20 protein-coding genes and 1 pseudogene are annotated in these 24,441 nt (G+C 37.1%); 19 read left to right on the top strand and 2 right to left on the bottom strand.

Going from position 1 to position 24,441, the window contains the following annotated elements; translation table 11 throughout:
- Window positions 1-12: 12 nt before the first annotated feature.
- Entirely contained in the window at window positions 13-1,944 is a 1,932-nt protein-coding gene (locus QBE53_13615) for an HD domain-containing phosphohydrolase (GenBank protein WZL80826.1), read from the bottom strand.
- Between the two features lie 3 nt (window positions 1,945-1,947).
- Window positions 1,948-3,021 carry an undecaprenyldiphospho-muramoylpentapeptide beta-N-acetylglucosaminyltransferase gene (locus QBE53_13610; protein WZL80825.1) on the bottom strand — a complete coding sequence of 358 codons (1,074 nt, stop codon included), beginning with the start codon at window positions 3,019-3,021 and terminating at the stop codon, window positions 1,948-1,950.
- 164 nt (window positions 3,022-3,185) lie between these two features.
- Here QBE53_13610 and QBE53_13605 point away from each other — a divergent pair, with 164 nt between their 5' ends.
- The 19 genes and pseudogenes from QBE53_13605 to hpt all read left to right on the top strand — a co-directional run bounded on the left by QBE53_13605 (window position 3,186) and on the right by hpt (window position 24,435).
- Window positions 3,186-4,217, top strand: a complete 1,032-nt coding sequence (locus tag QBE53_13605) for a LacI family DNA-binding transcriptional regulator (GenBank protein WZL80824.1) — start codon at window positions 3,186-3,188, stop codon at window positions 4,215-4,217.
- A 28-nt stretch (window positions 4,218-4,245) separates the two neighbouring features.
- On the top strand, window positions 4,246-5,406 hold the full coding sequence (locus QBE53_13600; GenBank protein WZL83316.1) for a galactokinase: 1,161 nt from the start codon (window positions 4,246-4,248) through the stop codon (window positions 5,404-5,406).
- 1 nt (window position 5,407) lies between these two features.
- A pseudogene (gene galE, locus QBE53_13595) lies at window positions 5,408-6,373 on the top strand (UDP-glucose 4-epimerase GalE).
- Between the two features lie 57 nt (window positions 6,374-6,430).
- Entirely contained in the window at window positions 6,431-7,975 is a 1,545-nt protein-coding gene (locus tag QBE53_13590) for a UDP-glucose--hexose-1-phosphate uridylyltransferase (GenBank protein WZL83315.1), read from the top strand.
- A gap of 110 nt (window positions 7,976-8,085) precedes the next feature.
- Window positions 8,086-9,138, top strand: coding sequence for a LacI family DNA-binding transcriptional regulator (locus QBE53_13585; GenBank protein WZL80823.1), 1,053 nt, complete (start codon window positions 8,086-8,088; stop codon window positions 9,136-9,138).
- Between the two features lie 21 nt (window positions 9,139-9,159).
- Window positions 9,160-11,592, top strand: coding sequence for a glycosyl transferase (locus tag QBE53_13580; GenBank protein WZL80822.1), 2,433 nt, complete (start codon window positions 9,160-9,162; stop codon window positions 11,590-11,592).
- A gap of 290 nt (window positions 11,593-11,882) precedes the next feature.
- Window positions 11,883-13,454, top strand: a complete 1,572-nt coding sequence (locus tag QBE53_13575; GenBank protein WZL80821.1) for a M23 family metallopeptidase — start codon at window positions 11,883-11,885, stop codon at window positions 13,452-13,454.
- A 154-nt stretch (window positions 13,455-13,608) separates the two neighbouring features.
- Entirely contained in the window at window positions 13,609-14,304 is a 696-nt protein-coding gene (locus QBE53_13570) for a response regulator (GenBank protein WZL80820.1), read from the top strand.
- A gap of 42 nt (window positions 14,305-14,346) precedes the next feature.
- A complete protein-coding gene (locus QBE53_13565; protein WZL80819.1) occupies window positions 14,347-16,119 on the top strand; it encodes an ATP-binding protein in 1,773 nt (590 codons plus the stop codon).
- An 84-nt stretch (window positions 16,120-16,203) separates the two neighbouring features.
- Window positions 16,204-16,836 carry a hypothetical protein gene (locus tag QBE53_13560; GenBank protein WZL80818.1) on the top strand — a complete coding sequence of 211 codons (633 nt, stop codon included), beginning with the start codon at window positions 16,204-16,206 and terminating at the stop codon, window positions 16,834-16,836.
- Window positions 16,837-16,864: 28 nt separating this feature from the next.
- On the top strand, window positions 16,865-18,265 hold the full coding sequence (locus tag QBE53_13555) for a hypothetical protein (protein WZL80817.1): 1,401 nt from the start codon (window positions 16,865-16,867) through the stop codon (window positions 18,263-18,265).
- Window positions 18,252-19,142, top strand: coding sequence for a hypothetical protein (locus tag QBE53_13550; protein ID WZL80816.1), 891 nt, complete (start codon window positions 18,252-18,254; stop codon window positions 19,140-19,142). The genes QBE53_13555 and QBE53_13550 overlap by 14 nt, the downstream gene beginning before the upstream one ends.
- 119 nt (window positions 19,143-19,261) lie before the next feature.
- Window positions 19,262-20,548 (top strand): UDP-N-acetylglucosamine 1-carboxyvinyltransferase, encoded by a 1,287-nt coding sequence (locus QBE53_13545; GenBank protein ID WZL80815.1) that lies wholly within the window; start codon window positions 19,262-19,264, stop codon window positions 20,546-20,548.
- A gap of 21 nt (window positions 20,549-20,569) precedes the next feature.
- On the top strand, window positions 20,570-21,361 hold the full coding sequence (mazG, locus tag QBE53_13540; protein WZL80814.1) for a nucleoside triphosphate pyrophosphohydrolase: 792 nt from the start codon (window positions 20,570-20,572) through the stop codon (window positions 21,359-21,361).
- Window positions 21,362-21,403: 42 nt separating this feature from the next.
- Window positions 21,404-21,682 carry an HU family DNA-binding protein gene (locus QBE53_13535; GenBank protein ID WZL80813.1) on the top strand — a complete coding sequence of 93 codons (279 nt, stop codon included), beginning with the start codon at window positions 21,404-21,406 and terminating at the stop codon, window positions 21,680-21,682.
- Window positions 21,683-21,768: 86 nt separating this feature from the next.
- Window positions 21,769-22,014, top strand: a complete 246-nt coding sequence (locus tag QBE53_13530) for an RNA-binding S4 domain-containing protein (protein WZL80812.1) — start codon at window positions 21,769-21,771, stop codon at window positions 22,012-22,014.
- A 79-nt stretch (window positions 22,015-22,093) separates the two neighbouring features.
- Window positions 22,094-22,375, top strand: a complete 282-nt coding sequence (locus QBE53_13525; GenBank protein WZL80811.1) for a septum formation initiator family protein — start codon at window positions 22,094-22,096, stop codon at window positions 22,373-22,375.
- 70 nt (window positions 22,376-22,445) lie between these two features.
- A complete protein-coding gene (gene tilS, locus QBE53_13520; protein WZL80810.1) occupies window positions 22,446-23,921 on the top strand; it encodes a tRNA lysidine(34) synthetase TilS in 1,476 nt (491 codons plus the stop codon).
- Window positions 23,905-24,435 (top strand): hypoxanthine phosphoribosyltransferase, encoded by a 531-nt coding sequence (hpt, locus tag QBE53_13515; GenBank protein ID WZL80809.1) that lies wholly within the window; start codon window positions 23,905-23,907, stop codon window positions 24,433-24,435. Before tilS ends, hpt begins: the two co-directional genes overlap by 17 nt.
- Window positions 24,436-24,441 lie beyond the last annotated feature (6 nt).

The following is a 24,441-nucleotide window of genomic DNA, read 5'->3' as shown; positions in this document are numbered from 1 at the left end:
TGTTGGAGTTGTTCACCCTTCAGATTCATCTTGCGTATGATAGATATGCAAAATAGAATCTAGATTTTCCATTAATATATCAACGAGTACAGGGTCAAAGTGCGTCCCCTTGGATTCTTGAATAATCTTAAGAGCCTCATCTATGGTGAAGGCTTTTTTGTATACTCTTTTTGACGTAAGTGCGTCAAACACATCGCCAAGGGCGACAATTCTTGCTTCTAGAGGAATTTCAAAGGCTTTTAATCCATGAGGGTACCCAGTACCATCCCATCGCTCGTGATGATAGGCAATGATATTTTCTGCAACTTTGAAAAAATCTTTATTAAACATTTGAAGCTCTGTTCGTAAGTCCTTAAAGATATTTTGACCCACAGTGACATGGGTTTTCATAATCTCCCATTCATCTTCATCAAACTTTCCGGGTTTTTTCAAAATATGATCAGGAATTGCAACTTTTCCGATATCGTGTAGTGCCGCATATCTTTGTATATCTAAAATCATATTGCGACGAATTTCATGGCTAGGCAGTTCTTTTTCCCGCAGTTTGTCTGCAATGAGTGTCGAGTAGTTGGTCATTCGATCTAGGTGTCCGCCGGTTTCATAATCCCGTTCGTTGACAAGAGCTGAGAAGCTATATGTAAATCGGCTAAAGACCATTTTTAGGAGATAGGAACGATTAAAAAATCCGGAAATTTCATTAACAATTTTAGACGCCTGTCTAAGATGATCTTTTGTAAAATGATTCTTATATGTCGAGCTAAAAAACAAGATTCCAAAGACTTCATTGTTAATTAATAACGGAATACTCATATTTGATTTTAGACCTTCACGGGTAATCAATTCTAAGGGTTTGCTCTGTGGTTTATGCTTATAAGCCGCTTCTAAATCGTTAGTAATACGACCTTTTTTTGTTTTGATGATGGAGAGCAAACTACTTTTTTCGGCTTGTATTGAAAATCCAGGGCCAAGAAGTATATTTGAATATTTGGAAAAACCACTTTCGGCAATGAGGGTTTTATTAATGGAGTCATAAAAGCAAATACCAATTCGATCAATACGAAGAAATTCATTAAAAATCCGAAAGAGCTCGTGCAGCATATCATCCATATCATAGGTGTTTATGACAATGTTTTTGATATGATTTGAGACAGCATTTTCATCCATTATTTTGGTGACTAAGCGAATAACATGAGCATCTTCAGCAAATAACGGGGAATAGCTTGGAAGTTTTTTTCGATCAAAATCATTTTGTTCAACAAGCTGAATACTTTCGGTAAGATAGCGTATGTTTGTGTTGAGTAATTTTAAAATAATGGTACTTAGTAATAGGATAAATATAACTAAAAGAGTAAAAGCACCGTTAATCATTATTTTGGCATGGTTAATCGATTGATTGTACAGGTCTTTATGAATCGTTGAAAGTGTGTCAATATTTTCACGTAAAGCATGGTACTCTTTTTGTGCAGAATCAGCGGATTTTGACTGTTGGGATGCAATCGTTTCTTGAGAATATTTGTCTAGCCAATGAAGGGATAATTCGATTTCAGAGGCATAATCGTGCAAGCGCTGATTGGATGCATTGTAACTTAAAAATACATTAAGGTGTGACTGGTCAATTAGTTCTTCAAAGGTGGTGAGATTTTCACTGATATAGTTTAGCTGTCCCATTAAGTATCCAAGGTTCTTATGATAGGCTACAGCTAGAGATTCAGGTAAATCAGAAGGTGTAGCAGGTGTTGGAAGTTGCTGTAATATATTGTTAAGTACGCGTAGGGAGAGATCAAGCTGGATGCTTTCATTATTCATATTTTCAACAATTTCGGTTGATTTTGCCATAAGCTGCTGCTCATGATTAAAAAAATAAAAATTGAAGAAAATAGATATAATAATGGAAACAATACCCAGAAGAATCATAAATTTTGATATTTTGGTCAGTTTTAACATGATTTACACCTCTTTTTTTAACGCGGATACTATTTCGGAGTATACATTTTCAGTTCCACTAGATTCTTTGGCCGTTGATAAATGTATACGATAGTGGTCAAGATTTTCATAAAAACCACGGACTTCTTGAACGAATGTAGATACAGTTAAACGCTCTTCAAAAAGTACCTGAGCATAGCCTTTTGATGCGAAGGCATTGGCGTTTAGAATTTGGTCGCCACGACTAGCACTTTTTGATAATGGAATAAGAAGGCTTGGTAACTGTAAAAATGCAAACTCGTTAATAGCATTTGAGCCTGCGCGAGAAACCATAAAATCCGTAATAGCAAATAAATGTGGAAGTTCTTTACCAATATACTCATATTGAACATAACCTTCTTTATCCTCAAGAGTTAAGTCAAGGTTGCCAGATCCGCATAAGTGAATCACTTGGAAATCTTCAAGGAGTAATGGGAGGGCTTCACGCAAGATGCGGTTAATTTTTTGCGCACCAAGGCTTCCGCCCATAACCATTATAATAGGCTTATGCAAGTTCAGCTTTGTAAAAGCATAACCGATATGCTTATCTCCAGTTTTAAGGGATTGTCGAACAGGTGAGCCGGTAAAGACGCTTTTATTTTTAGGCAGATACGCTAAAGTTTCTTCAAATGTCGTCAGAATTTTTTTGGACAAAGGGGTAGCGAGTTTATTTGCAAGTCCTGGTGTCATATCTGACTCATGGGCAATCACAGGAATACGTAAAACCCAGGCAGCAGCAATGACAGGTACGCTTACAAATCCTCCTTTGCTAAATACTAAGTCCGGTCGATGTTTGGCTAAATGAAAAAGGGATTGAAAAAAACCAGCAACAATTCGAAAAGGGTCAGTAAAATTTTTGATGTCAAAGTAACGCCGAAGTTTGCCGCTGGATATTGAGATATATGGAATAGATTTTTCGCGAACCAATTTGTTTTCAATACCGTTTTTAGAGCCAATATATATAAGGTCAATGTTATCTTTTTGAAAATAGGGTAATAGAGCAAAGTGAGGAATGACATGTCCTGCTGTCCCACCGCCTGTTAAAATGATTTTTGCCATAGAACCTCCTAGAAAAATGTATAATATACATTATAGTATAGCATCTTATATAAGAAAACAAGAGGTTTTTAAAGAAAGAAAATAATTTTCTATCTTGTATTCATATAAAAAGGAATATATAATAAGAATAGAAAACCTTTTCTATTTAGAATGGTGGTGAATACATGGAGAATAAAAGGTCGACAATTACAGATGTTGCAAAACTTGCTAATGTATCGATAACAACCGTATCAAGAGTCATCAATAAAAACTATCCAGTAAGTGAAAAAACCGCAAAACGGGTGAATAAAGCTATTGAAGAATTGGGGTTTCGACCGAATTTATTAGCCCGTAGTTTAATACAGGACAAAACGCAAACCATTGGTGTTTTGACGCCTAGCATAGAAAACCTTTTCTTTTCAGAAGTCATTAAAGGGATTGACAATTTTATGGGAAGTAAAGAATATCGAAGTTTTTTATGTAATACCAAAGGACAACCGGATAATGAACGTGAGATGATCGATTCACTGTTGAATCGAAGTGTCGATGGAATAATTGTTATCAATCCACGTAATGAAAATATAAAAAGCGGTTACTACGAAGGGATATCCAAGCGCATTCCCCTTGTGATTATTAATGGGTATCATGAAGGTATACAATGCCACTTTGTTCTTAATGATGATTATGCAGGCACAAAAGAAGCCTTGATGTACTTAAAAGATAAAGGGGCAAAGCGTATAGCTTTTATGCGCGGGAAAAAAAGCCATTCATACGATATAAAAGAAGCCTTATATAAATCCTTTTGTAAAAAAGAGATGGATTGTGAGCCGCAGGTGTTATTAATCGAAGAGGGCAATGGATTAGAGACAGTTAATCAAGCAAAAGAATGTGCCCTGCCTTTTTTTGAAAAACAGGAATTGTCTATGACAATGGATGCAATATTATGTTGTAATGATTTTATGGCAGTAGGTGTTCTAAATGCTGCACGCATCAATAAGGTGGTAATACCCGAGCAGCTAGCGATTGTTGGTTTTGATAACACAATTGTAAGTCAGATTACGGATCCCCCATTAACAACAGTTGACCATCATATGAGTCAATTGGGAATGACAGCGGCAAGGCAGATGATTCAGCTAATAGAAAATGAAAAACAAGATGAAGCGTTACCTTATACAAAAATAATGGTTGCTACGAATTTAGTCATCCGACAAACGTAAAGGAGAAGAAAACATGCAAAAACACATTATGGAAAACGTAAAAAATGAATTTGTAAAACGGTATTCATCCGCTGGAGACATACGTACCTTTTTTACCCCAGGGCGTGTGAATATCATCGGTGAACACATTGATTATAATGGTGGATTTGTCTTTCCATGTGCCCTTGATTTTGGGACATATGCTGTCGTAAGAGAACGAACGGATCGACAAGCTAGATTTGCAACAATGAATTTTGACCTTGAAGTTACCCTAGATTTAGATCAAATCGAATATGATGTGGCCCATGATTGGGTAAACTATCCCAAAGGGGTGATTAAGATGTATGAGGAACTGGGACCCAAAGTTCCAGGATTTGATGTCCTATATTATGGCGATATTCCCAACGGCTCAGGCTTAAGTTCATCGGCATCCCTTGAGGTGTTAACAGCAACATTTATTAATGCGTTAGCACAAGGAAACGTTGAGCCACTTGATTTAGTAAAAATAAGTCAAAAGGCAGAAAATGAATTTGTGGGAGTTAATTGTGGCATTATGGACCAATTTGCTGTAGGTATGGGAAAAAAAGATCATGCCATGCTATTGGATTGTAACACTTTAGAATACCAGCATGTACCGTTTAAACTTGATGGTGTAAAAATTGTTATTGGAAATACGAAGAAGCGACGCGGATTGGCAGATTCCAAATACAATGAACGTCGCAGTGAATGTGAAGAAGCGCTTAAAGATTTACAAGAAGTTTTAGATATTTCCCACTTATGTGATATGGATGAAGAGACATTTGATCAGCATGCAGGACAAATAAAAAATCCAACGGCGCGCCAACGGGCTGAACATGCAGTATATGAAAATCAACGGGTACTTAAATGTGTTGAAGCATTAAAACACAATGATTTGAAAACAGCTGGGGAGTTACTCTATGCATCACACAACTCATTACGTGATTTGTATGAAGTCACAGGAGTAGAGTTAGATGCAATGGTGGAAGAAGCGACAAAAGTCTCTGGCGTCTTAGGATCACGCATGACCGGGGCAGGATTTGGTGGCTGTACGGTATCGTTAGTACAAGAAGAATATGTAGAAACCTTTATAAAAGAAGTTGGAGATAATTATAAAAAACGAATAAATTTAGAACCTGAGTTTTACGTGGCTAATGTAGGACAAGGTGCATACGAAGTGAAGGGAGTTTAACATGGCAATATTAGTATGTGGTGGCGCTGGATATATAGGAAGTCATACAGTCAGAGCCTTAAGAGAGCAGCAAATAGAAGTAGTAGTTTATGATAATTTATATAAAGGACATCGACAAGCAGTGGATGTGGAGATTCCTTTTTATCAAGGAGATCTTCGAGATAAAGAAGCATTGCGCAAAGTCTTTTTGGAAAACACAATTGAGGGTGTTATAGATTTTGCAGCAGATTCTTTGGTAGGGGAAAGTGTCACAGAACCACTAAAGTACTATAACAACAATGTATATGGGACTCTGTCTCTTCTTGAAGTAATGCAAGAGTTTCACGTTAAGCATATCGTTTTTTCATCGACAGCAGCAACCTATGGAGAACCAGAAATTATTCCGATTTCTGAAGAAGATAAAACAGAACCAACAAATCCTTATGGAGAGACGAAATTATCCGTTGAAAAAATGCTGAAATGGGCGGATGCGGCCTATGGGATGAAATATACCGTTTTACGCTATTTTAACGCAGCAGGGGCGCATGATAGCGGTCAGATTGGCGAGGATCATCAGCCTGAAAGCCATCTGATTCCTATTGTCTTGCAAGTAGCCCTTGGTCAGCGAGAATCGATTATGATGTTTGGCGATGATTATGATACACCCGATGGAACCTGTGTCAGAGACTATATTCATGTAATGGATTTGGCACAAGCGCATATTTTGGCAATGCAGAAATTACAACAAGGCGGTCAAAGCGGAACTTATAACTTAGGAAGTGGCAACGGATTTTCTGTTAAGGAAATCGTAGAAATGGCACGTGAAGTGACAAAGCATCCGATTCCGGCTAAAATAGCTGAACGACGTCCGGGAGATCCGGCAACACTCATTGCTTCATCAGATAAGGCACGTAAAGAACTGGGTTGGAATCCACAGTACGAAGATATCCGCGTGATTATCTCCAGTGCTTGGAAGTGGCATCAGGCGCATCCAAATGGCTATGTGGCAGAAGATGTAGCAGGTGATGCAAAGATAAAAATAAATATGGAAGAACAGATTGGGCAACATATTGAAGCGTTGCTTTGCTATGGCGTCAAACGCAAGATGATGACCACACTAGATGAACCATTGGTTCGTAATCAATTATTAGCGTTGTATGATTTAAAAAAACCAGTAGATATGGAGACAAAGACAAAGATATGGGAACAATTCGTCGCTAAGTCTCCGCTAGATGTTCTAGAGCCATTACTAGATGATGCCGTTATGAAGGGCATGATTGGCAATACAGTGACAGAGCGTGACTTAATGGATGCAAAAATCATGGGATTATTGATGCCAAGACCGTCAGAACTTCATGCGCGCTTTGAACAGATTGCAAGAGAAGAATCGATTCAAGCAGCGACAGATGATTATTATCAATTAAGTCAAGATTCAAACTATATACGGATGGACCGTATTCAAAAAAATGAATACTGGACAACATCCACTCCGGTTGGTGACTTGGAAATCACCATTAATCTGTCCAAGCCGGAAAAAGATCCAAAAGAGATTGCAAAAGCAAAGTCAATGCCTCAAGTCAATTACCCCAAATGTTTATTGTGTGTAGAAAATGTTGGGTTTGAAGGGCATTTGAATCATCCGGGACGTGGCAACCACCGTGTACTACCTTTAACCTTAAATGGTGAACAGTGGTATTTTCAGTACTCACCTTACGTATATTATCAGGAACACTCTATTATATTCAAAGGACAGCATGATCCGATGCGCATTACGAAAAAAACATTTAAAGGCATTATTGGGTTTTTAGATGCAATGCCTCATTATTTTATTGGATCAAATGCAGACTTGCCTATTGTTGGTGGATCGATTTTAAGTCATGACCATTATCAAGGTGGACACCATACATTCCCTATGGAAGTGGCACCAGTGATAAAAACCTTTACAATTGCTAGTGCTCTAAATGTAAAAGTTGGGGTTGTCAAGTGGCCTTTATCCGTACTTAGATTAACATCAAAAGACTCAGAGGCTTTAATTACGTTAGCAGATACAGTACTAAAAGCGTGGAGAAATTATTCAGACGAAGCATGTGAGATTCATGCATACTCTACAATCGATAAAGAGCAAGTGCCACATAATACAATTACCCCCATTGGTCGGATCAATAATCAAGGAGAATATGAACTTGATTTAGTCCTTCGTAATAACCGAACAAATGATGCGCATCCACTGGGGATTTTTCATCCACATAGCCACTTGCATCATATTAAAAAGGAAAACATTGGGTTGATTGAAGTTATGGGATTAGCCGTTTTACCTGCACGATTAAAAGAAGAATTGGTTGAAGTTGAAAACGTATTATCAGGAAGCGTCTCAATGGATGCATTAGATAAGAACATGGAACAACATAAACCATGGATTAAGGAATTAATGCAGCTTTATGGAACAAAGTGCGAAGCGAGTGAAGCCCATCGTATTGTTCGTGAGCATGTCGGTAAAAAGTTTGAGAAGGTACTAGAGTGTGCAGGTGTCTACAAATTAGATGAACAGGGTCTAGAAGGAATAACACGGTTTGTTGAAAGTCTTAAATAGATAAACCGATGGTTTTTGTAGGAGAAGTCGTTGACTTCTCCTCTTTTTTGCATTATAATAAACGCGTGTTCATAGTTGATAATTATGGGTTTGAGTTAAGGAGAATATAGATGAAAAGTGAAGAAATTGCAAAATTAGTTGGTGTATCTAGAAGTACAGTATCACGTGTAATCAATAATTATCCTAATGTAACGGATGAAACGCGAAAGAAAGTACTTGAAGCGATTGAAAAGTACAAATACCATCCAAATGCTTATGCACGAACGCTTGCAGGAAAACGTAGTGATACGATTGGTGTTTTTTTGATTATGGATGAAGCACCTGGAAGTCAAAAACAACTGCATCACAATGATTTTTTTACGGCTTATTTAGAAACGATTATCGATATTGCCAACAGTAAAGGATATTATGTTCTTGTTCAAACCATAACATGTGCCAAAGACTACAAGAAAATTGCTAGTGCTTTTTGTGAACAAAGAGTTGATGGAGGGATACTTATTGGAACCCGAAGTGACAGCTTGAACCACATTTTAAAAGAAGAAATATGTCAACATATGGTGGTTATGGATATGGAACCAACACAGATTCCTAAAAAATATTTGAACCAAGAACGTATGACAGTGATCAACGCAATGGATTATGAAGCAGCCGTTTACGCGGTAAGCTATTTAAAAGAGCAAGGACATAAAAAAATCGGTTTCATAAAGGGAATTGAAAAGACACGCTCAGCTTCAATCCGCTACAGAGGCTATCTCGACGCGATTAAAAAACTTGGGTTAACCTTTTGCGATGCATATATATTAGAAGGAGAATTTAATCAAAGTAAAACAAGCCAGCAAATGGAAGAAGCTATTGCAAAAAAAATGCTTCCGACAGTATACATATGTGCGAATGATTATATGGCAATTGCGGCTATGGAATGTTTGCAAAAACATGGTATCAAAGTACCTGAAAAAGTTAGTTTTATAGGATTTGACAATACAAAGACGGGGGCTTTAATGCAACCTAAACTAACAACAATGTGTCCGGACTATTTTGCGATGTCCCAAACATCAGTTGAAGCCATTCATAAACATCTCATGAAAGAGCAAAAAACAGGAGATGATAACATATATAATTTTGCATTTGAACTTATTGAACGTGATACAGTACATACACTTTAAGGATTTTAAGGAGGAGAAAAAATGAAATACGGTTTTTTTGATGATGTCAACAGGGAGTACGTTATAACAAGTCCATTAACACCATATCCTTGGATAAATTACTTTGGAATGGACGATTATTTTTCGCTTTTTTCAAACACATCTGGCGGTTATTCGTTCTTCATGGACGCGCGTTTACGCCGCATAACTCGCTATCGCTACAATAATGTTCCTATTGATAATGAAGGAAGATATTTTTATATTGTTGATAATGATGTGACATGGTCACCCGGTTATAAGCCGGTTAAGACAGAACTCGATGACTATGAATGTCGTCATGGCTTAGGATATAGTGTGATTACTTCAGAAAAAAATGCCCTGAAGGTTCAACAGACATCCTTTGTTCCCTTGGGAGAAGCATGCGAAGTGCATGAGGTAGTACTGACCAATAAAGGAACAAAGAAAAAAACAATTGATTTATTTTCATATATTGAATTTGCCTTATGGGATGCATTAGATGATATGACTAATTTTCAACGTAATTATAGTACGGGGGAAGTTGAAGTCGAAGAGAATACGATTTTTCATAAAACAGAATATCGTGAGCGGCGTGACCATTTTTCCTTTTTTTCGGTGAATCAGTCTGTGCAAGGGTATGATACCGATCGGGAACAGTTTATTGGCTTATATGGGGATGTGTCTAAGCCGGAGGTTGTTTTTAACAGGCAATCTAAAAATAGTATCGCCAGTGGTTGGTCGCCAATAGCATCCCATCATTTGCATACTGTCCTTGAAGCGGGAAAAAGTGTATCATATATTTTTGTGCTCGGATATATTGAAAACAAAGAAAATAAATGGGAGCGACCAGGAATTATTAATAAAGCTAAAGCGTATATGATGAAAAATAAGTTTTTGACATCAGAACAGGTACAGCAGGCCCTTAAACAGTTAAAAGACAAATGGACACAACTGCTATCGGCGTACAGTGTCAAGACCGAAGATGAAAAAGTGAATCGTATGGTGAATATATGGAATGCTTACCAATGTATGGTGACATTTAACCTTTCACGAAGTGCTTCATATTTTGAGTCAGGGGTTGGACGAGGCATGGGCTTTCGAGATTCAAACCAAGATGTTTTAGGATTTGTACATCAATTGCCTAAGCGTGCCAGAGAACGGTTGATTGATTTGGCTTCTACACAGCTTCGTGATGGAGGCGCATATCATCAGTACCAACCCTTAACCAAAAAAGGAAATCATGATTTGGGAAGTGGGTTTAATGATGATCCGCTGTGGATGGTTCTGGCTGTAGCAACTTATATCAAGGAAACAGGCGATTTTGAGTTGCTCGATGAACAGGTACCCTTTGAAAATGACGCTAGTTTATCTGCAACGATGATGGAGCATCTAAAACGATCGTTTAACCATGTGCTCAATAACTTGGGACCCCATGGATTACCATTGATTGGAAGAGCCGATTGGAACGATTGCTTAAACTTAAACTGCTATTCAACGACACCAGGAGAATCATTCCAAACGGCGAATAACGGAACCGATGGATTAACGGCAGAATCGGTATTTATTGCAGGGATGTTTGCGTTTATTGGGCCGGAATATGTGGAACTATGTCAACGAAGAGGAGAAACACAAGAAGCACTTCGTGCAGAACAGGCGATTAAAAAAATGCGAGAAGTGGTTTTAGAACATGGCTATGATGGACAATGGTTTTTACGGGCTTATGATGCAAAAGGTCAAAAGGTAGGATCAACAGCGTGCGAAGAAGGCAAGATATTTATTGAACCTCAAGGAATGTGTGTAATGGGAAATATAGGAATTGAGACAGGTGAAGCCATCAAAGCATTAGATAGTGCATGGGCTTATTTAGATACGGATTATGGAATGGTGCTTAATCAGCCTGCATATACCTCGTATCAGCTAGAGTTAGGAGAGATCTCATCTTATCCGCCGGGATACAAAGAAAATGGAGGGATTTTTTGCCATAACAACCCTTGGGTAGCTTGTGCAGAAGCAAAAGTAGGACGAGGAGACAAGGCGTTTGAAATATATCGAAAAATTTGCCCCGCATATTTGGAAGAAATAAGCGATATACATCGAACCGAACCGTATGTATATTCACAGATGATTGCAGGAAAAGATGCGAAAAACCATGGCGAAGCAAAAAATGCATGGTTAACAGGTACGGCTGCATGGAACTACGTAACGATTACACAAGCAATTCTAGGTGTGAAGCCTCACTATGATGGATTATTGATTGATCCGTGTATTCCGAAAAATTGGAAACATTATAGTGTCACACGTCGCTTTAGAGGAACAACGTACCATATAACAGTCAAAAACCCTAACAATAAGTCAAAAGGGGTCTCGCAAATTCAAGTGAATAAGAGCCCAATCGAAGGTACAGTCATACCGATGATGGAATCTAAGGAAGTCATTCATGTAGAGGTCGTCATGTAATGACAAGCAAATTTCTGATTGTGCTAAATGACTAAAAAAAGACGGAAAAATTAGTAATAAAGACGATGGACAAGGAAGTTGAAGGAATTATTACCTAAATCGACTTCCTTATCTTTACATTAATCATAATCTATGCTAATATGATATAGGAATGTTACAGAAATATTACAAACATGACTTAAGCATAATGACAACAATTGAATATACACGTATAACACGAAATAAATACTACTATGAAGCATGGAGGATAACATATGTACGGAGTCCCGAAATTTAGAGAGAACTTCTTTATGAAATATAAAAAAGAAGTTTTTTTATCGGTAGGTGCATTTTTAACGATTGCAACAGTTGTTCAATTTTCACCTAAACAAGATATGTTAAGTGTTCAAACCATTGATGAAAATGGTGTTACGATAGAGCAAGAAGCCCCGATTATTGGGTACCAAGTTGTTTATAATGGAAAAGAGTTAGGGGTTGTAGCTCAAGAAGAAGATATTGAAGCGTTGTTAGGCATTGCATATGATGGATTAGTCCAAGAGCTTGGCTATGATCCGGAAATTGTACCGGAACCTGCATTGATACCGGTTCGAGAAGGCATGCTGACATTAGATACCAAAACAATTGCCTTAGGCTTACAAGAAGAACTGTATAACAGTTTGGATGTCATCAAACAAAAAGGTTATGTAATGCGAATAGGAGATGACTTTACAGTTGTTCTAGAAAGTGAACAGGCAGTTAAAGAAGTATTGGAAAATGCGCAGCGTCATTTTATTAAGACCGATGTTGCACTAGAGATTGATTTAGACCTTAATGAATATAATTCGATGATATTAACGCCCAAAGTACTTATGAAAGACATGTCAAGTGAATCGATGGCATTAGTTACAGCTGGACAGGGCGAGGCAGATGAACAGAGTGATGAGGCAGCTACACCTGAAAGCCAAGGCAAGATGGTGGCAGTAGAGTTTTCAGAAGATATCGCCGTCGTAGAAACGTATATTAATCCTAATGACATTGTAGATGTTGAAATGGCAACAGGGTTAATTACAAAAGAAAATGAAAAAGCAAAAATGTATTCTATTCAACCAGGAGATAGTCCTTCGGTTATTGCGAGTGCAAATGATATGAAGCTAAGTGAGCTTTATGCATTAAATCCAGGGTTAAAGGAAAAAGAGCGAAGCATCCAAATAGGGGATGAAGTAGTTGTTATGGTTCCTGAACCGGAGATTAAAGTTGAAACCAAAGTAGAAGTAATCTATACAGAGCCTATTGCACGTGATGTGATCTATCAAAAAGATCCAGATGTGTACATTGGAAGTGAAAAGGTTATTGATAATGGTAGCGATGGTACAGTTGAGATTACGGCTTTAGTGACGCAAATCAACGGAACTGAAGATTCAAGAGAGATTATTGGAAAAAAGGTTATTAAAGAACCACAAGATAAAATTGTATCAAAAGGATCAAAACCATTTCCTGTAAAAGGAGCGACTGGAAGTTATATGTTCCCGGTATCTGGATATAGAATTTCTTCGCCATATGGACGACGCTGGGGTTCATTCCACCATGGAGTTGACTTAGCAGTATCCTATGGAACGGAGATCGTTGCAGCAGATGGTGGAACCGTTATTTTTGCAGGTTGGAAGAGTAGTACGTATGGATATTTTGTTGAGATTGACCATGGGGATGGTGTTACGACGAGATATGCACATGCAAGTAAGGTTACTGCAAAGGTTGGACAAGAAGTTGCGCAGGGTCAAAAAATTGCAGAAGTGGGAAGTACCGGACGAAGTACCGGACCACATGTCCACTTTGAGATTCGATTTGACGGGACGACAGCAAATCCAATCAACTATTTGGAGTAAACCACTTGGGCTAAGCAAATATCAATAAAAGGGATTAAACAAAAGCGTCGATATTCGACGCTTTTGTTTTGCACTATATGACGCGATAAACCCTCTTGTGGTTTGAGATGAAGTTTGATATGATATTAAAAGAATGGAGAGGAGACAATCGGATATGAGTGAAAAAATATTAGTTGTAGATGATGAACACGCAATTGTAGATATATTAAAGTTCAATCTTGAAAAAGAAGGGTATCATGTAGTAACTGCATATAATGGAGAAGAGGGGTTAAGCGTCTTTAATGAAGAGGCGCCGGATTTATTGTTGCTGGATATTATGATGCCTGTTATGGATGGATTGACATTATGCAAGAAAATTCGTGAAAGTTCGAATGTCCCTATTATTATGCTAACAGCAAGGGCAGAAGAAGTGGATAAAATTCTTGGGTTGGAATTTGGTGCGGACGATTACATGACCAAACCTTTTGGTGTGCGTGAACTCATAGCAAGAGTTAAAGCAAACCTTCGCCGAATAGGCATGAATTTGAAAATGGAAAAAGAAGAAAAGCACGATATACTCAAATTTGATGGTATGGTTATTGACATGACCCAGTATGAAGTCAATAAGAACGGACAAATTATTGAGTTAACGGTTCGTGAATATGAACTGCTTAAATTTTTGGCATCCCAAAAGCAACAGATCTTTTCAAGAGAACAGCTGTTGGAGCAAGTGTGGGGATATGAATATTATGGGGATGTAAGAACAGTGGATGTTACCGTTCGACGATTGCGTGAAAAAATCGAGGATGAACCGAGTAATCCAAGATTTATCATTACGAAGCGCGGTATCGGATATTACTTTAAAGACTAATAGTTAAGATGTGAAGTTAAATCTTAAATAGGTGGAAAACTTATGACGCGAAGTATTAAATGGCGCATGGTCAGTATTTTTGTCCTTTTAGTGGTCATCGTAATGATTATCTCAGGAATGCTGATTGTCTATCAAACAAAAAATTATGAATATAATATTATTCGAGAAGAACTTGTAGCTACGGCGAACTCAGTATATTCTTCAGTCATCATTGATTTACCTTCCAGTGAAATAGAAGGTCATATCATAGAGATGATTGAAGAGCAATCTGTATTACTTAAAGGCAGAGTCTATTTGCTGGATGAAAAAGGCGGAATTGTATATACCCAAGCGGTATCAACAGAAGAGCAACGTTTTAATACGGCACAGGTCATGGCAGCTCTTACCAACTCCCAGATTGAAGAACTGGACGAAGTGCATCTGTCTAAAGATTCAACAACTTACTTAGGCTATGCGCGTCCCATTATTAAGAACAATAATGTCATATATGTGATTTATGTTTTAGCATCAACAGCACAGGTTCAAGATAAAGTATCAGCAATGGCAAGTGTTATTGCGCTGGCTGTTTTGATGGCTATTATTTTATCCGTTATTTTGGCGTTTTTATTTTCAGCATTTTTGACGAAACCCATTATAGCGTTGACAAAAAAAGCTAGAGAAATGTCAAAAGGGGAGTTAAAAAACCCGATTGAAGTGTATTCAGATGATGAGATTGGTGAACTGACAACGAACTTTAACCGGATGGCTTTTTCACTCAATGAGACGTTGGCACAGATCGCTAGTGAAAAAAACAAAATGGAAACAGTGATAACCCATATGACAGATGGGATTTTAGTGTTTGATAATTTTGGTATACTTATACATTATAATCCGGCTTCGATTCGAATGCTCAGAATAAAAAACGCATTATCCTTTAATGATATTTTTGGAACAAAACTTAAGATATCTTTTGAAAAAGTCTTAAGTGATGTTGAAACCAAACAAAGAAAACTAACAGTAACATTGGATGAAGCCTATTATAGTATTGACTTTGCCAAGTATATTGATACAGATGGGATTATTCAAGGGGTTATTTGTGTTATTCAAGATATTACAGAACATAAGAAACTTGAAAAGATGCAAAAGGAATTTGTGGCAAATGTTAGCCATGAGCTAAGGACACCGCTTACAACGATTAAAAGCTATGCTGAGACGCTGTTAGAAGGTGCGCTTGAAGACTTAGAAGTAGCAGAACGTTTTCTTGGTGTTATCAATAAAGAAAGTGATCGAATGACGAATCTAGTTCAAGACTTGTTAGAGTTATCTAAACTGGATAGTCAAAAAACAAGCTTTAACCGTAGTGAAATCAATTTGGCTCATTTGCTCCAAACGATTGCCAAAAACTATGAGATACATGTAAAAAAGAAAAATCAACATTTGGATTGTCAGATTATGGAAGAGGATGCGCAGATATTAGGTGATGCAAATCGAATTGAACAAGTTATCAAAAATATTTTATCCAATGCAGTTAAATATAGTCCGGAAGGAGCAGATGTTCAAGTTCGATTAATTAATGATGGGGTTTATTATGTCATTGAGATACGCGATACAGGAATGGGAATTCCACAAGAAGATCTGGAACATATTTTTGATCGGTTCTATCGGGTAGATAAGGCTAGATCACGAGCTATGGGCGGTACCGGCTTAGGATTGGCGATTGCAAAAGAGATTATGGAACTCCACAAAGGATGGATTAAGGTCGAATCGGAAGTCGAAAAAGGCACATGTTTTTACTTGTATTTTTTAATGCATAAAAAGGAAAATGACACGGAATAGTTACGTTGTTGTAACATGGCTGTAATATTGAGTTGGTATACTTATATTCAGTGGAAAATGCCAAATTTGAAGGAGGAAGCATCAATGAAAAAGTTTATAGGAATCATCATCTTATTTTCATTAATAAACCTTTTCAGCGGGGTGCTGTATGCTCAAGATGCGCACATTGATGATGGTCAATCGATGTTGGGCCTTTCAGATGAAGGACTTGCTATCTTGGCAGAACAATTTGAAACCGAATATTTAGCAACACAAAAAGCACGTCAAATTGAAGAACGGGCTGAAGGAGCAACACCAACACCTTATAATATTATTGGTAATTTAAAGCTTGATGTCGAGTTTGCGCGTATGCGTATGACAACGTTTTCGGATACAAAGACTTTTTCTGGTCAAGCGGATGCAGGAACTCAAGTAGGAATTACAGTTTTTAGCATTAATGCATTAGAAGAAGTTCAAGTGAATGGACAAAAGTCTATTGAAGTAGGCAAGTCCAAATTATTCAACGAATCTATTAATTTATCGAATATTGGTGATAATTATATACTTATTGTTTCTAGAGATGCACAAAAACAGAATGTGAAATATGGCGTATATAATATTGTACGTTTGGAAGAAGAAAAGAAAGTGGAACTTGAAAATGTCAAGATTGATTTTTTTGACAATACGCCAGAAGCTAGCAATACTTCATTTTTTGAACAGCTTAATCAAACACGTTAGTTGGAAGTTGCGGTAGAAGGGATGTTCTATGTTTAAAGTGTATTTTAAAAGTGTATTACTTATTATATTAGTTTTTTTAAGCATATATCAAACGGCCATGTTATGGTTTGACTACCCGTCAAATCGTAACTTTTTTTATAGTTTGGTCAATGATGAACAAGCGGTTGTTAATGAAAGTAATGAGATGCATGATGATTTGTTTTTCCCGGAAAAAATATCTGTTTTTTATGGGGATGGAAGTAAAACCTATGGGGTTATGAGCTTATCGCAAAGTGACAGCTTGAATTTAGTTGATGATAGTATCAAAGTTGTTTTTGACTCCTTTGATATCGGTGTACTGGATAATAAGCAGATCGATATATCGGAACTTTGGGATCGCTCACATGTACTGATTGATTTGCCCTACTCCATTACCAGTGAATTATTAAAAAAAGAATTGAACATAAAAAGCAAATGGATTGATGATGCGTTTAGCTTTGAACGCATATATATTTTCCCGGAACAAGAAATTGATGCCTATCAAGCAGAACAAAGTATGTATAAAGGGATTCGAATTGTTTTTGCCGACCGAAAATTAACGCAGTTAAGGTCGGTCAACGTCCAAGATGAGCGGATGCAACTTTTAAATGATAGCTTGATTTTATATATTGATACACTTGAAGAAGAACAAAACCATATGTTTTTCTCGACAAAAGAGCAAGGGTTAGATATTTTTGAAGAAGATGTATTGGTTCCGGTAAATGGACAAGCTTTTAATCTGCTGAGCAACCTGTATGGGGATATGTACTTTTACGAAGGTGATAAGCGGGATGATGAACAGCTCGAACGTTTTGTGAGTTATTTTTTTGTAAACCCAAAAAGCACATGGAAAACCAATAATGTCAATGAAGTACGTTTTGGTGATTTGGAGTCGGTTGTCCGTTACACCGATAGTGGACTGTTTGAGTATCAATTGAATTATGAAGTTGAAAATCCGGAGACAACATTATCTCGTAGTTTACGGGTAGCTAATGACTTTTTAACCAAAGATCGCTTGCTTAATCAGATCGAATATGCTTTGGATGATTTTGAGCGGCGAGGCAGTGAAATTGTGTTATATTATAATTATAAGTATAGAAATGTTCCTCTGATTTTTAATGATCTAAGTGCCTATTCTATGAAGCATCCCATGGAGATTGTTGTCTCGGGTAATACAGTGACAAAGTATCGGCGAATCATGTGGAAAAGCCAAGAAGTTGTGGTGCAGGGAAGCGCATTTGAGGTGCGCTTTCAAAAACCGATTGATGATTTGTTGCTAATTGATGCGATTCAGCCATTAAAGTTATCGGATATGTACTTGGGTTATCGTATTGACAATGTAAGTGATGGTGCCTATTTGACTTGGATTCTTGAAAATGAAGAAGAGAGGTATTACGTTGAATTGGAATAAAGTTCTTAATGTGTTTATTATTATTTTTTTGGGGTTTAATTTATTACTATTTATGAACCAAAAAAATTATGAGAGTGAACGCTATGTGATGTCGGATAGTCGAGTTCGCCAAATGGAAAGAGTATTAAATGAGCGAGGCATAGGTATATATACATATATTCCGGGATATTATCCCCAGACGCAGCTGCGGTTGGAATCACCGACGCTAGATAAAGATAACATTATTCAGCGTGTCCTAGGCGAAGTCTATGAGAGTCGACTGGATAATGATTATTTTGCAGAGCGTATCTTTAATGAAGATCAGGAACTCACATTTTATATGGGCGAACAAAAGGGAATGATGTATTATAAGCTTAAGGACGGTGCGAAAGCATATGCCCCGGAAGACCTCACAGATGCAAGCATACGTAAGGTTATCCTTCAATTTTCAGAAGATTTATTTGGTGAAGACACAAATATGCAACCTACATATTGGAAAGAAGTTGATGGTGAAGGTTACCGCATTGAGTTAAATGAAAGTTATAAGGGGAATTTGATTTTTCAAAGTTATATTAAGCTCTATATTACAATGAATGGAATCGAAGAAGCCCTGGCAATACGCTATAAACCTATTGAATTTAGTGGGGATAAACAAAATGTCTATCCTTTTGATGAAGTTATCTATAATTTGATGTACTACCTGGAAGAAGAATATAGTGAGAGTCAGTTAGAACAAAGCGGACGACGAACAATCCGCTATATTGATGTAGGCTATTATGTCGTTGATGAAGGCGCGAGAAATCTTACCTTCAGAGCGGATCCGTATTACCGAGTCATATTTGAAGATGGTGATGTCTATTATATCAATGCATATTCCAATGTGATTTATAAACTTTGATGCTTCTTAATCTAAGGAAAATATTATTAGAAATCCATTAGAATTTACAAAGAATTAGTTATGTGATATAATCACCTTTGGAATAGGATATATAATAGTATAGATCAATGAGGTGTAGAATGGATCAGTTTATAATAAATGGTGGAAATGTATTAAATGGGAGAGTTGAGGTCAGCGGTGCTAAAAATGCTGCTTTGGGCATTATTGCGGCAGCGCTATTAGCGGATGGAGTAAGCCGAATTCAAAATGTTCCTTATGTAGATGATATTCGTGTGCTTTTAGAAGCCATGAAGGACTTAGGCATTAAAATAAAAAATATTGATAATCATACAATTGAAATTGACAGTCGAAAAGTGGACAAATTTGTCGTAGACTATGAACATATAAAGAAAATCAGAGCATCCTATTATCTTCTTGGGTCTTTGCTTGGGCGGTTTAATGAAGCGCAAGTAGCTATGCCGGGAGGGTGTAATATAGGGCAAAGACCTATTGATCAACACATCAAAGGCTTTGAAGCACTTGGTGCTCAAGTAGAGGTTGACCATGGAATGGTTAAAGCAAAAGCAGAGCATTTGACAGGTGCAAGTATTTATCTTGATGTGGTTAGCGTGGGAGCGACCATCAATATTATGTTGGCATCGGTTATGGCTAAAGGGATTACAACCATTGAAAACCCAGCCAAAGAACCCCATATTGTTGATGTTGCCAACTATTTAAATTCAATGGGCGCGGAAATTAAAGGTGCCGGAACAGACGTAATTAAAATTCATGGTGTTGAAAAGCTACATGGTTCAGAATATATGATTATTCCGGATCAAATTGAAGCAGGTACATATATGATAGCAGCGGCAATCACAGGCGGTGATGTTGTTGTGGGTAACTTAATTCCAAAACACATGGAGGCTATTTCAGCAAAGCTTTTAGAGATGGGCGTTGGTATTGAGGAACAAGGTGACTCGATTCGCGTATTTTCACGTGGTGAGTTAAAAGGTGTTAACATTAAGACATTGCCATACCCAGGTTTTCCGACAGATATGCAACCTCAAATGACGGCGTTGTTAACGGTTTCAAAGGGAACGAGTATTGTGTCCGAAAGTATTTTTGAAAATCGTTTTCAATATGTGGATGAACTAAATCGCATGGGTGTTAATGTTAAAGTTGAAGGCAATACGGCTATTGTCAGTGGCGTTGAAAAGTTAACAGGAACAGAAATAACTGCGTCGGATTTACGTGCAGGAGCTGCACTTATTTTAGCAGCTTTGGTGGCAGAAGGTGAGACTGTCATCAATCATGTGGATTATATTGACCGTGGATATGAATTTATAGAAGAAAAGCTACAAGATATTGGAGCGAATATTGTTCGTAAATCGGAGACACGGGACAAACGACAGTTTAAAGTGATGTAGTCACTATTAATGAGGGCCAAAATGGAAAATGAGCGGTATACATTTGAACAACTTTTAGCAATTATGGAACGGCTTCGCAGCAAAGATGGATGTCCATGGGACAAAGAACAGACGCATCAGTCTCTAAAAAGTGATACAATAGAAGAAGCGTATGAATTGGTTGAAGCCATTAATAATAATGATGATAAAAATATGCAAGAAGAACTTGGAGATTTATTGTTGCACATTGCTTTTCATATTCAGATTGCAAAAGAAGAAAATCGTTTTGATGAAGACGATGTATTGTATGGCATCATTGAAAAAATGATTCGACGTCATCCCCATGTATTTGGTAATCAACATGCCAAAAATTCCGATGAAGTTTTGGTGCAGTGGGATGAAATTAAAAAAATCGAAAAAGAGCATACGACCACCACAGATGTTATGCGCTCTGTGGCAAAAGCTTTGCCTGCATTAACAAGAGCAAGTAAGATTCAAAAGAAAGCGGCAAAGGTCGGATTTGATTTTGAAGATGAAATTCAAATGCTTGAAAAACTGGACGAAGAAGTTCAGGAAATGAAAGAAGCTGTTCAAAAAAAGAACATAGCATGTATAGAAGATGAAATTGGTGATTTGTTGTTCCAAATAGTGAATTTATCACGTTTTTTTGGGTTAAATGCTGAAAATACCTTGACAAATGCGACAGAAAAGTTTATAAATAGATTTGAGGGCATTGAAGAGCTTGCCATCAATCAACAGCGGGAGATGGCGACCCTGAGCCTTAACGAAATGAACGAACTTTGGGAAGTGGTTAAGAAGCAACAATCTTTTTAATGGTTTCTTGAAGCAAATTATTCTTACGAGGAGGAGCGACACATGAACAAATCAGAATTAGTGAGCGCTATGGCAGCAAAAACTGATCTTAGCAAGAAAGATGCTGAGAAAGCATTAAAAGCATTTATTGATGTAGTAACAGAGGAATTAAGTCAAGGTGGAAAAATTCAATTAGTTGGATTTGGAACTTATGACGTATCTGAAAGAGCAGCTAGAACTGGAAGAAACCCACAAACAGGGGAAGAAATGAAGATAGCTGCTTCAAAAGCACCAAGATTCAAAGCAGGAAAAGCTTTGAAAGATGCGGTTAATGCAAAATAATTTAATCGATTAAGATTCAAAAAATCTACACGATTAGTGTAGATTTTTTGTGTTTTATGTTACATAAGGTTGTCAAAGGAGGACGTATGCGTTTAGATAAATTTTTAAAAGTATCCCGATTAATCAAACGACGAACGGTGGCTAATGAGGCTTGTAATGCAGGACGGGTTGAGATCAATGGAAAAGTCGCAAAATCTGGAACCCCTGTAAATGTTGGCGATATAATAAAAATATCTTTTGGAAATAATACAGTCAACGTTCGTGTCGATGCTATAAAGGATACAACAAAAAAAGAAGATGCAGATTCAATGTTCACATATTTGAGTGAATAATTTATATAAGGACTACCATAAATTAAAAAATAATGCTATACTATAAGGGATAATATATTATAAAAAGGGTGGTGTACTTGTGAAAAGAAAAAAACATAAATCAATATATTTTTTAATGTTTGTATTAATGTTATTAAGTGGTATTGTTTTTTTTCAAATTTCAGAAGCGTATACAAAAACCCTTGAAAAAGAGCAAGAGCTAGAAGTATTAAATGCAGAGCTTGTCAGAGAGCTAGAACGTAAAGTCGAGCTTGAAGAGATGGAATTTTATATTCAGTCTGACGAGTTTATCATAAAGAAAGCGAGAAATGAATTTAATTTGATACAAGAAGGCGAGATCCTCTTTATCACAGAAGAATAGTAGATGCTTGTGACAGTGACTCGACTGAAAAGTTGGGTCATTTTTATTACGTTATAGGAAAGGAAAAAATATGTCACATAAACTGACCCAAAATTTTGAAAGCTTGGTGTGTCAAGAAAACTTGATTCAAACAGGGGATCGAATTGTAGTAGGGTTTTCGGGAGGCGCTGACTCAGTTGCATTACTGTATATGCTTGACATCTTTCGTAAAAAAAAGAACTACTTTGAGATTTTCCCCATATATATTCATCATGGACTGCGCGAAAGTGCGGATGAAGATGTATTGATCTGTGAACACCATTGTCAGATGTTGGGTCTTTGTTTAAAAGTTCAACATGTCGACGTTACGACGTTTTGCAAAAATGAAGGCGTATCGCAAGAAGATGGAGCAAGAACATTACGCTATATGGCTTTGCACCGATATCTACTTGAAGTTAATGCCAATAAGATAGCGATTGCACACCATAAAGATGATCAGGCAGAGACGATATTATACCGTTTTATGCGAGGTGCAGGTCTCTTGGGCTTAAAAGGGATGGAAAGCATAAGTAAAAACCAGTATCAGGACACACTGATTCGTCCGCTCATCAATGGCTCAAAAAAAGAAATTCTTGATTTTCTTGGTAAAAATGGTTTGCCCTATGCCAAAGATGAAACGAATGATCAGATGATATATCAACGCAATCGAATCCGTCATCAACTCATAACACAAATTAAAAATGATTATAATCCAAACATCGTGGATACATTACACCGAACAGCACGTGTATTTGCTGATGAGGAGCAGTATATGGAATTCGAAGCGACGAAGGTTTATCAGCGTGTGGCGTGTGCAAGGGAGTTGATTGGTGGAACGTATCAATGCAAAGAAAATGGACATGCGCTTGTTATTGATGGAAAGATGCTTGTTCGAGAACATCCGGCAATCATTCGACGTGTGCTTAGAAAAGCGGTAGAGAATGTTGTAGGAACAACGAAGAACTTAGAGTATATCCATGTAGAAAGAATTTATGATTTGATGAGCCAACAATCAGGTAAGCAGGTTGAAGTATACAAAGGGCTAAAAGTCGTCAATGAATATCAAAGGCTGTTGTTCATATATGAAAAAACAGCAGAAACAGAAGAATTTTTTTACGAACTTGACACGATTCCAGATAAAGGGTATATTCAAAAGGCTGATTTATGGTATACTGTTGTGAACGAACTACCAACAAAGTATAAAGATTCTTTTAAAAATACAAAAAATCTATACACGAAGTGGTTCGATTATGATAAAATAAAAGCTAATTTAGTTTTACGTACGAGAAAACCGGGGGATGTAATCCATATCGATTCCAAGGGACATACAAAAAAAATAAAAAAATTTTTTATTGATGAAAAAATCCCATTATCGTTAAGAAATAAAATGCCGCTATTAGCTATGGGCAATCATATTTTATGGGTGCCTGGATACCGTGTGAATCCTGTTTATGAGGCGACAGAAAAATCATCCGAGATAATCCGAGTAGAACTAACTAAGGAGGACAATAATGGCTACGACAATTGACGTTCTGATTTCAGAAGAGGAACTCGTAAAAAGAACCAAAGATTTAGGGGAACAAATTTCAAAAGAATATGAAGGTAAAGAAATCAATATGATTTGTGTGCTCAAAGGTGGAGTTATGTTTATGACTGACTTGGCTAAAGAGCTTGTACCACCCATGACAATGGATTTTATGGCGATATCAAGTTATGGCAATGAGACAACAAGTACAGGGGTTGTAAAAATAGTTAAAGACTTAGATGATTCAATTGAAGGCAAAGACATACTTATTGTTGAAGATATCATTGATTCAGGAAGAACATTGAATTATTTGGTCCACGTACTAAACCAAAGAAAACCTAACAGCATTAAAATAGTGACATTGCTAGATAAGCCAGACCGACGCGTTGTTGACGTTGATGTTGAGTATGTCGGCTTTACAATTCCTGATGAGTTTGTTGTAGGATATGGATTAGACTACTGCCAACATTACCGTAATCTCCCTTATATTGGAAAGATTAGTGTGTTGGATGAGTAATAATCA

It is taken from the genome of Vallitaleaceae bacterium 9-2 (assembly GCA_038396585.1).
Classification (GTDB): Bacteria; Bacillota; Clostridia; order Lachnospirales; family Vallitaleaceae; genus UBA1351.
Note: the sequence above shows the minus strand (reverse complement) of the source record. Positions and strands in the feature narration are given on the sequence as shown.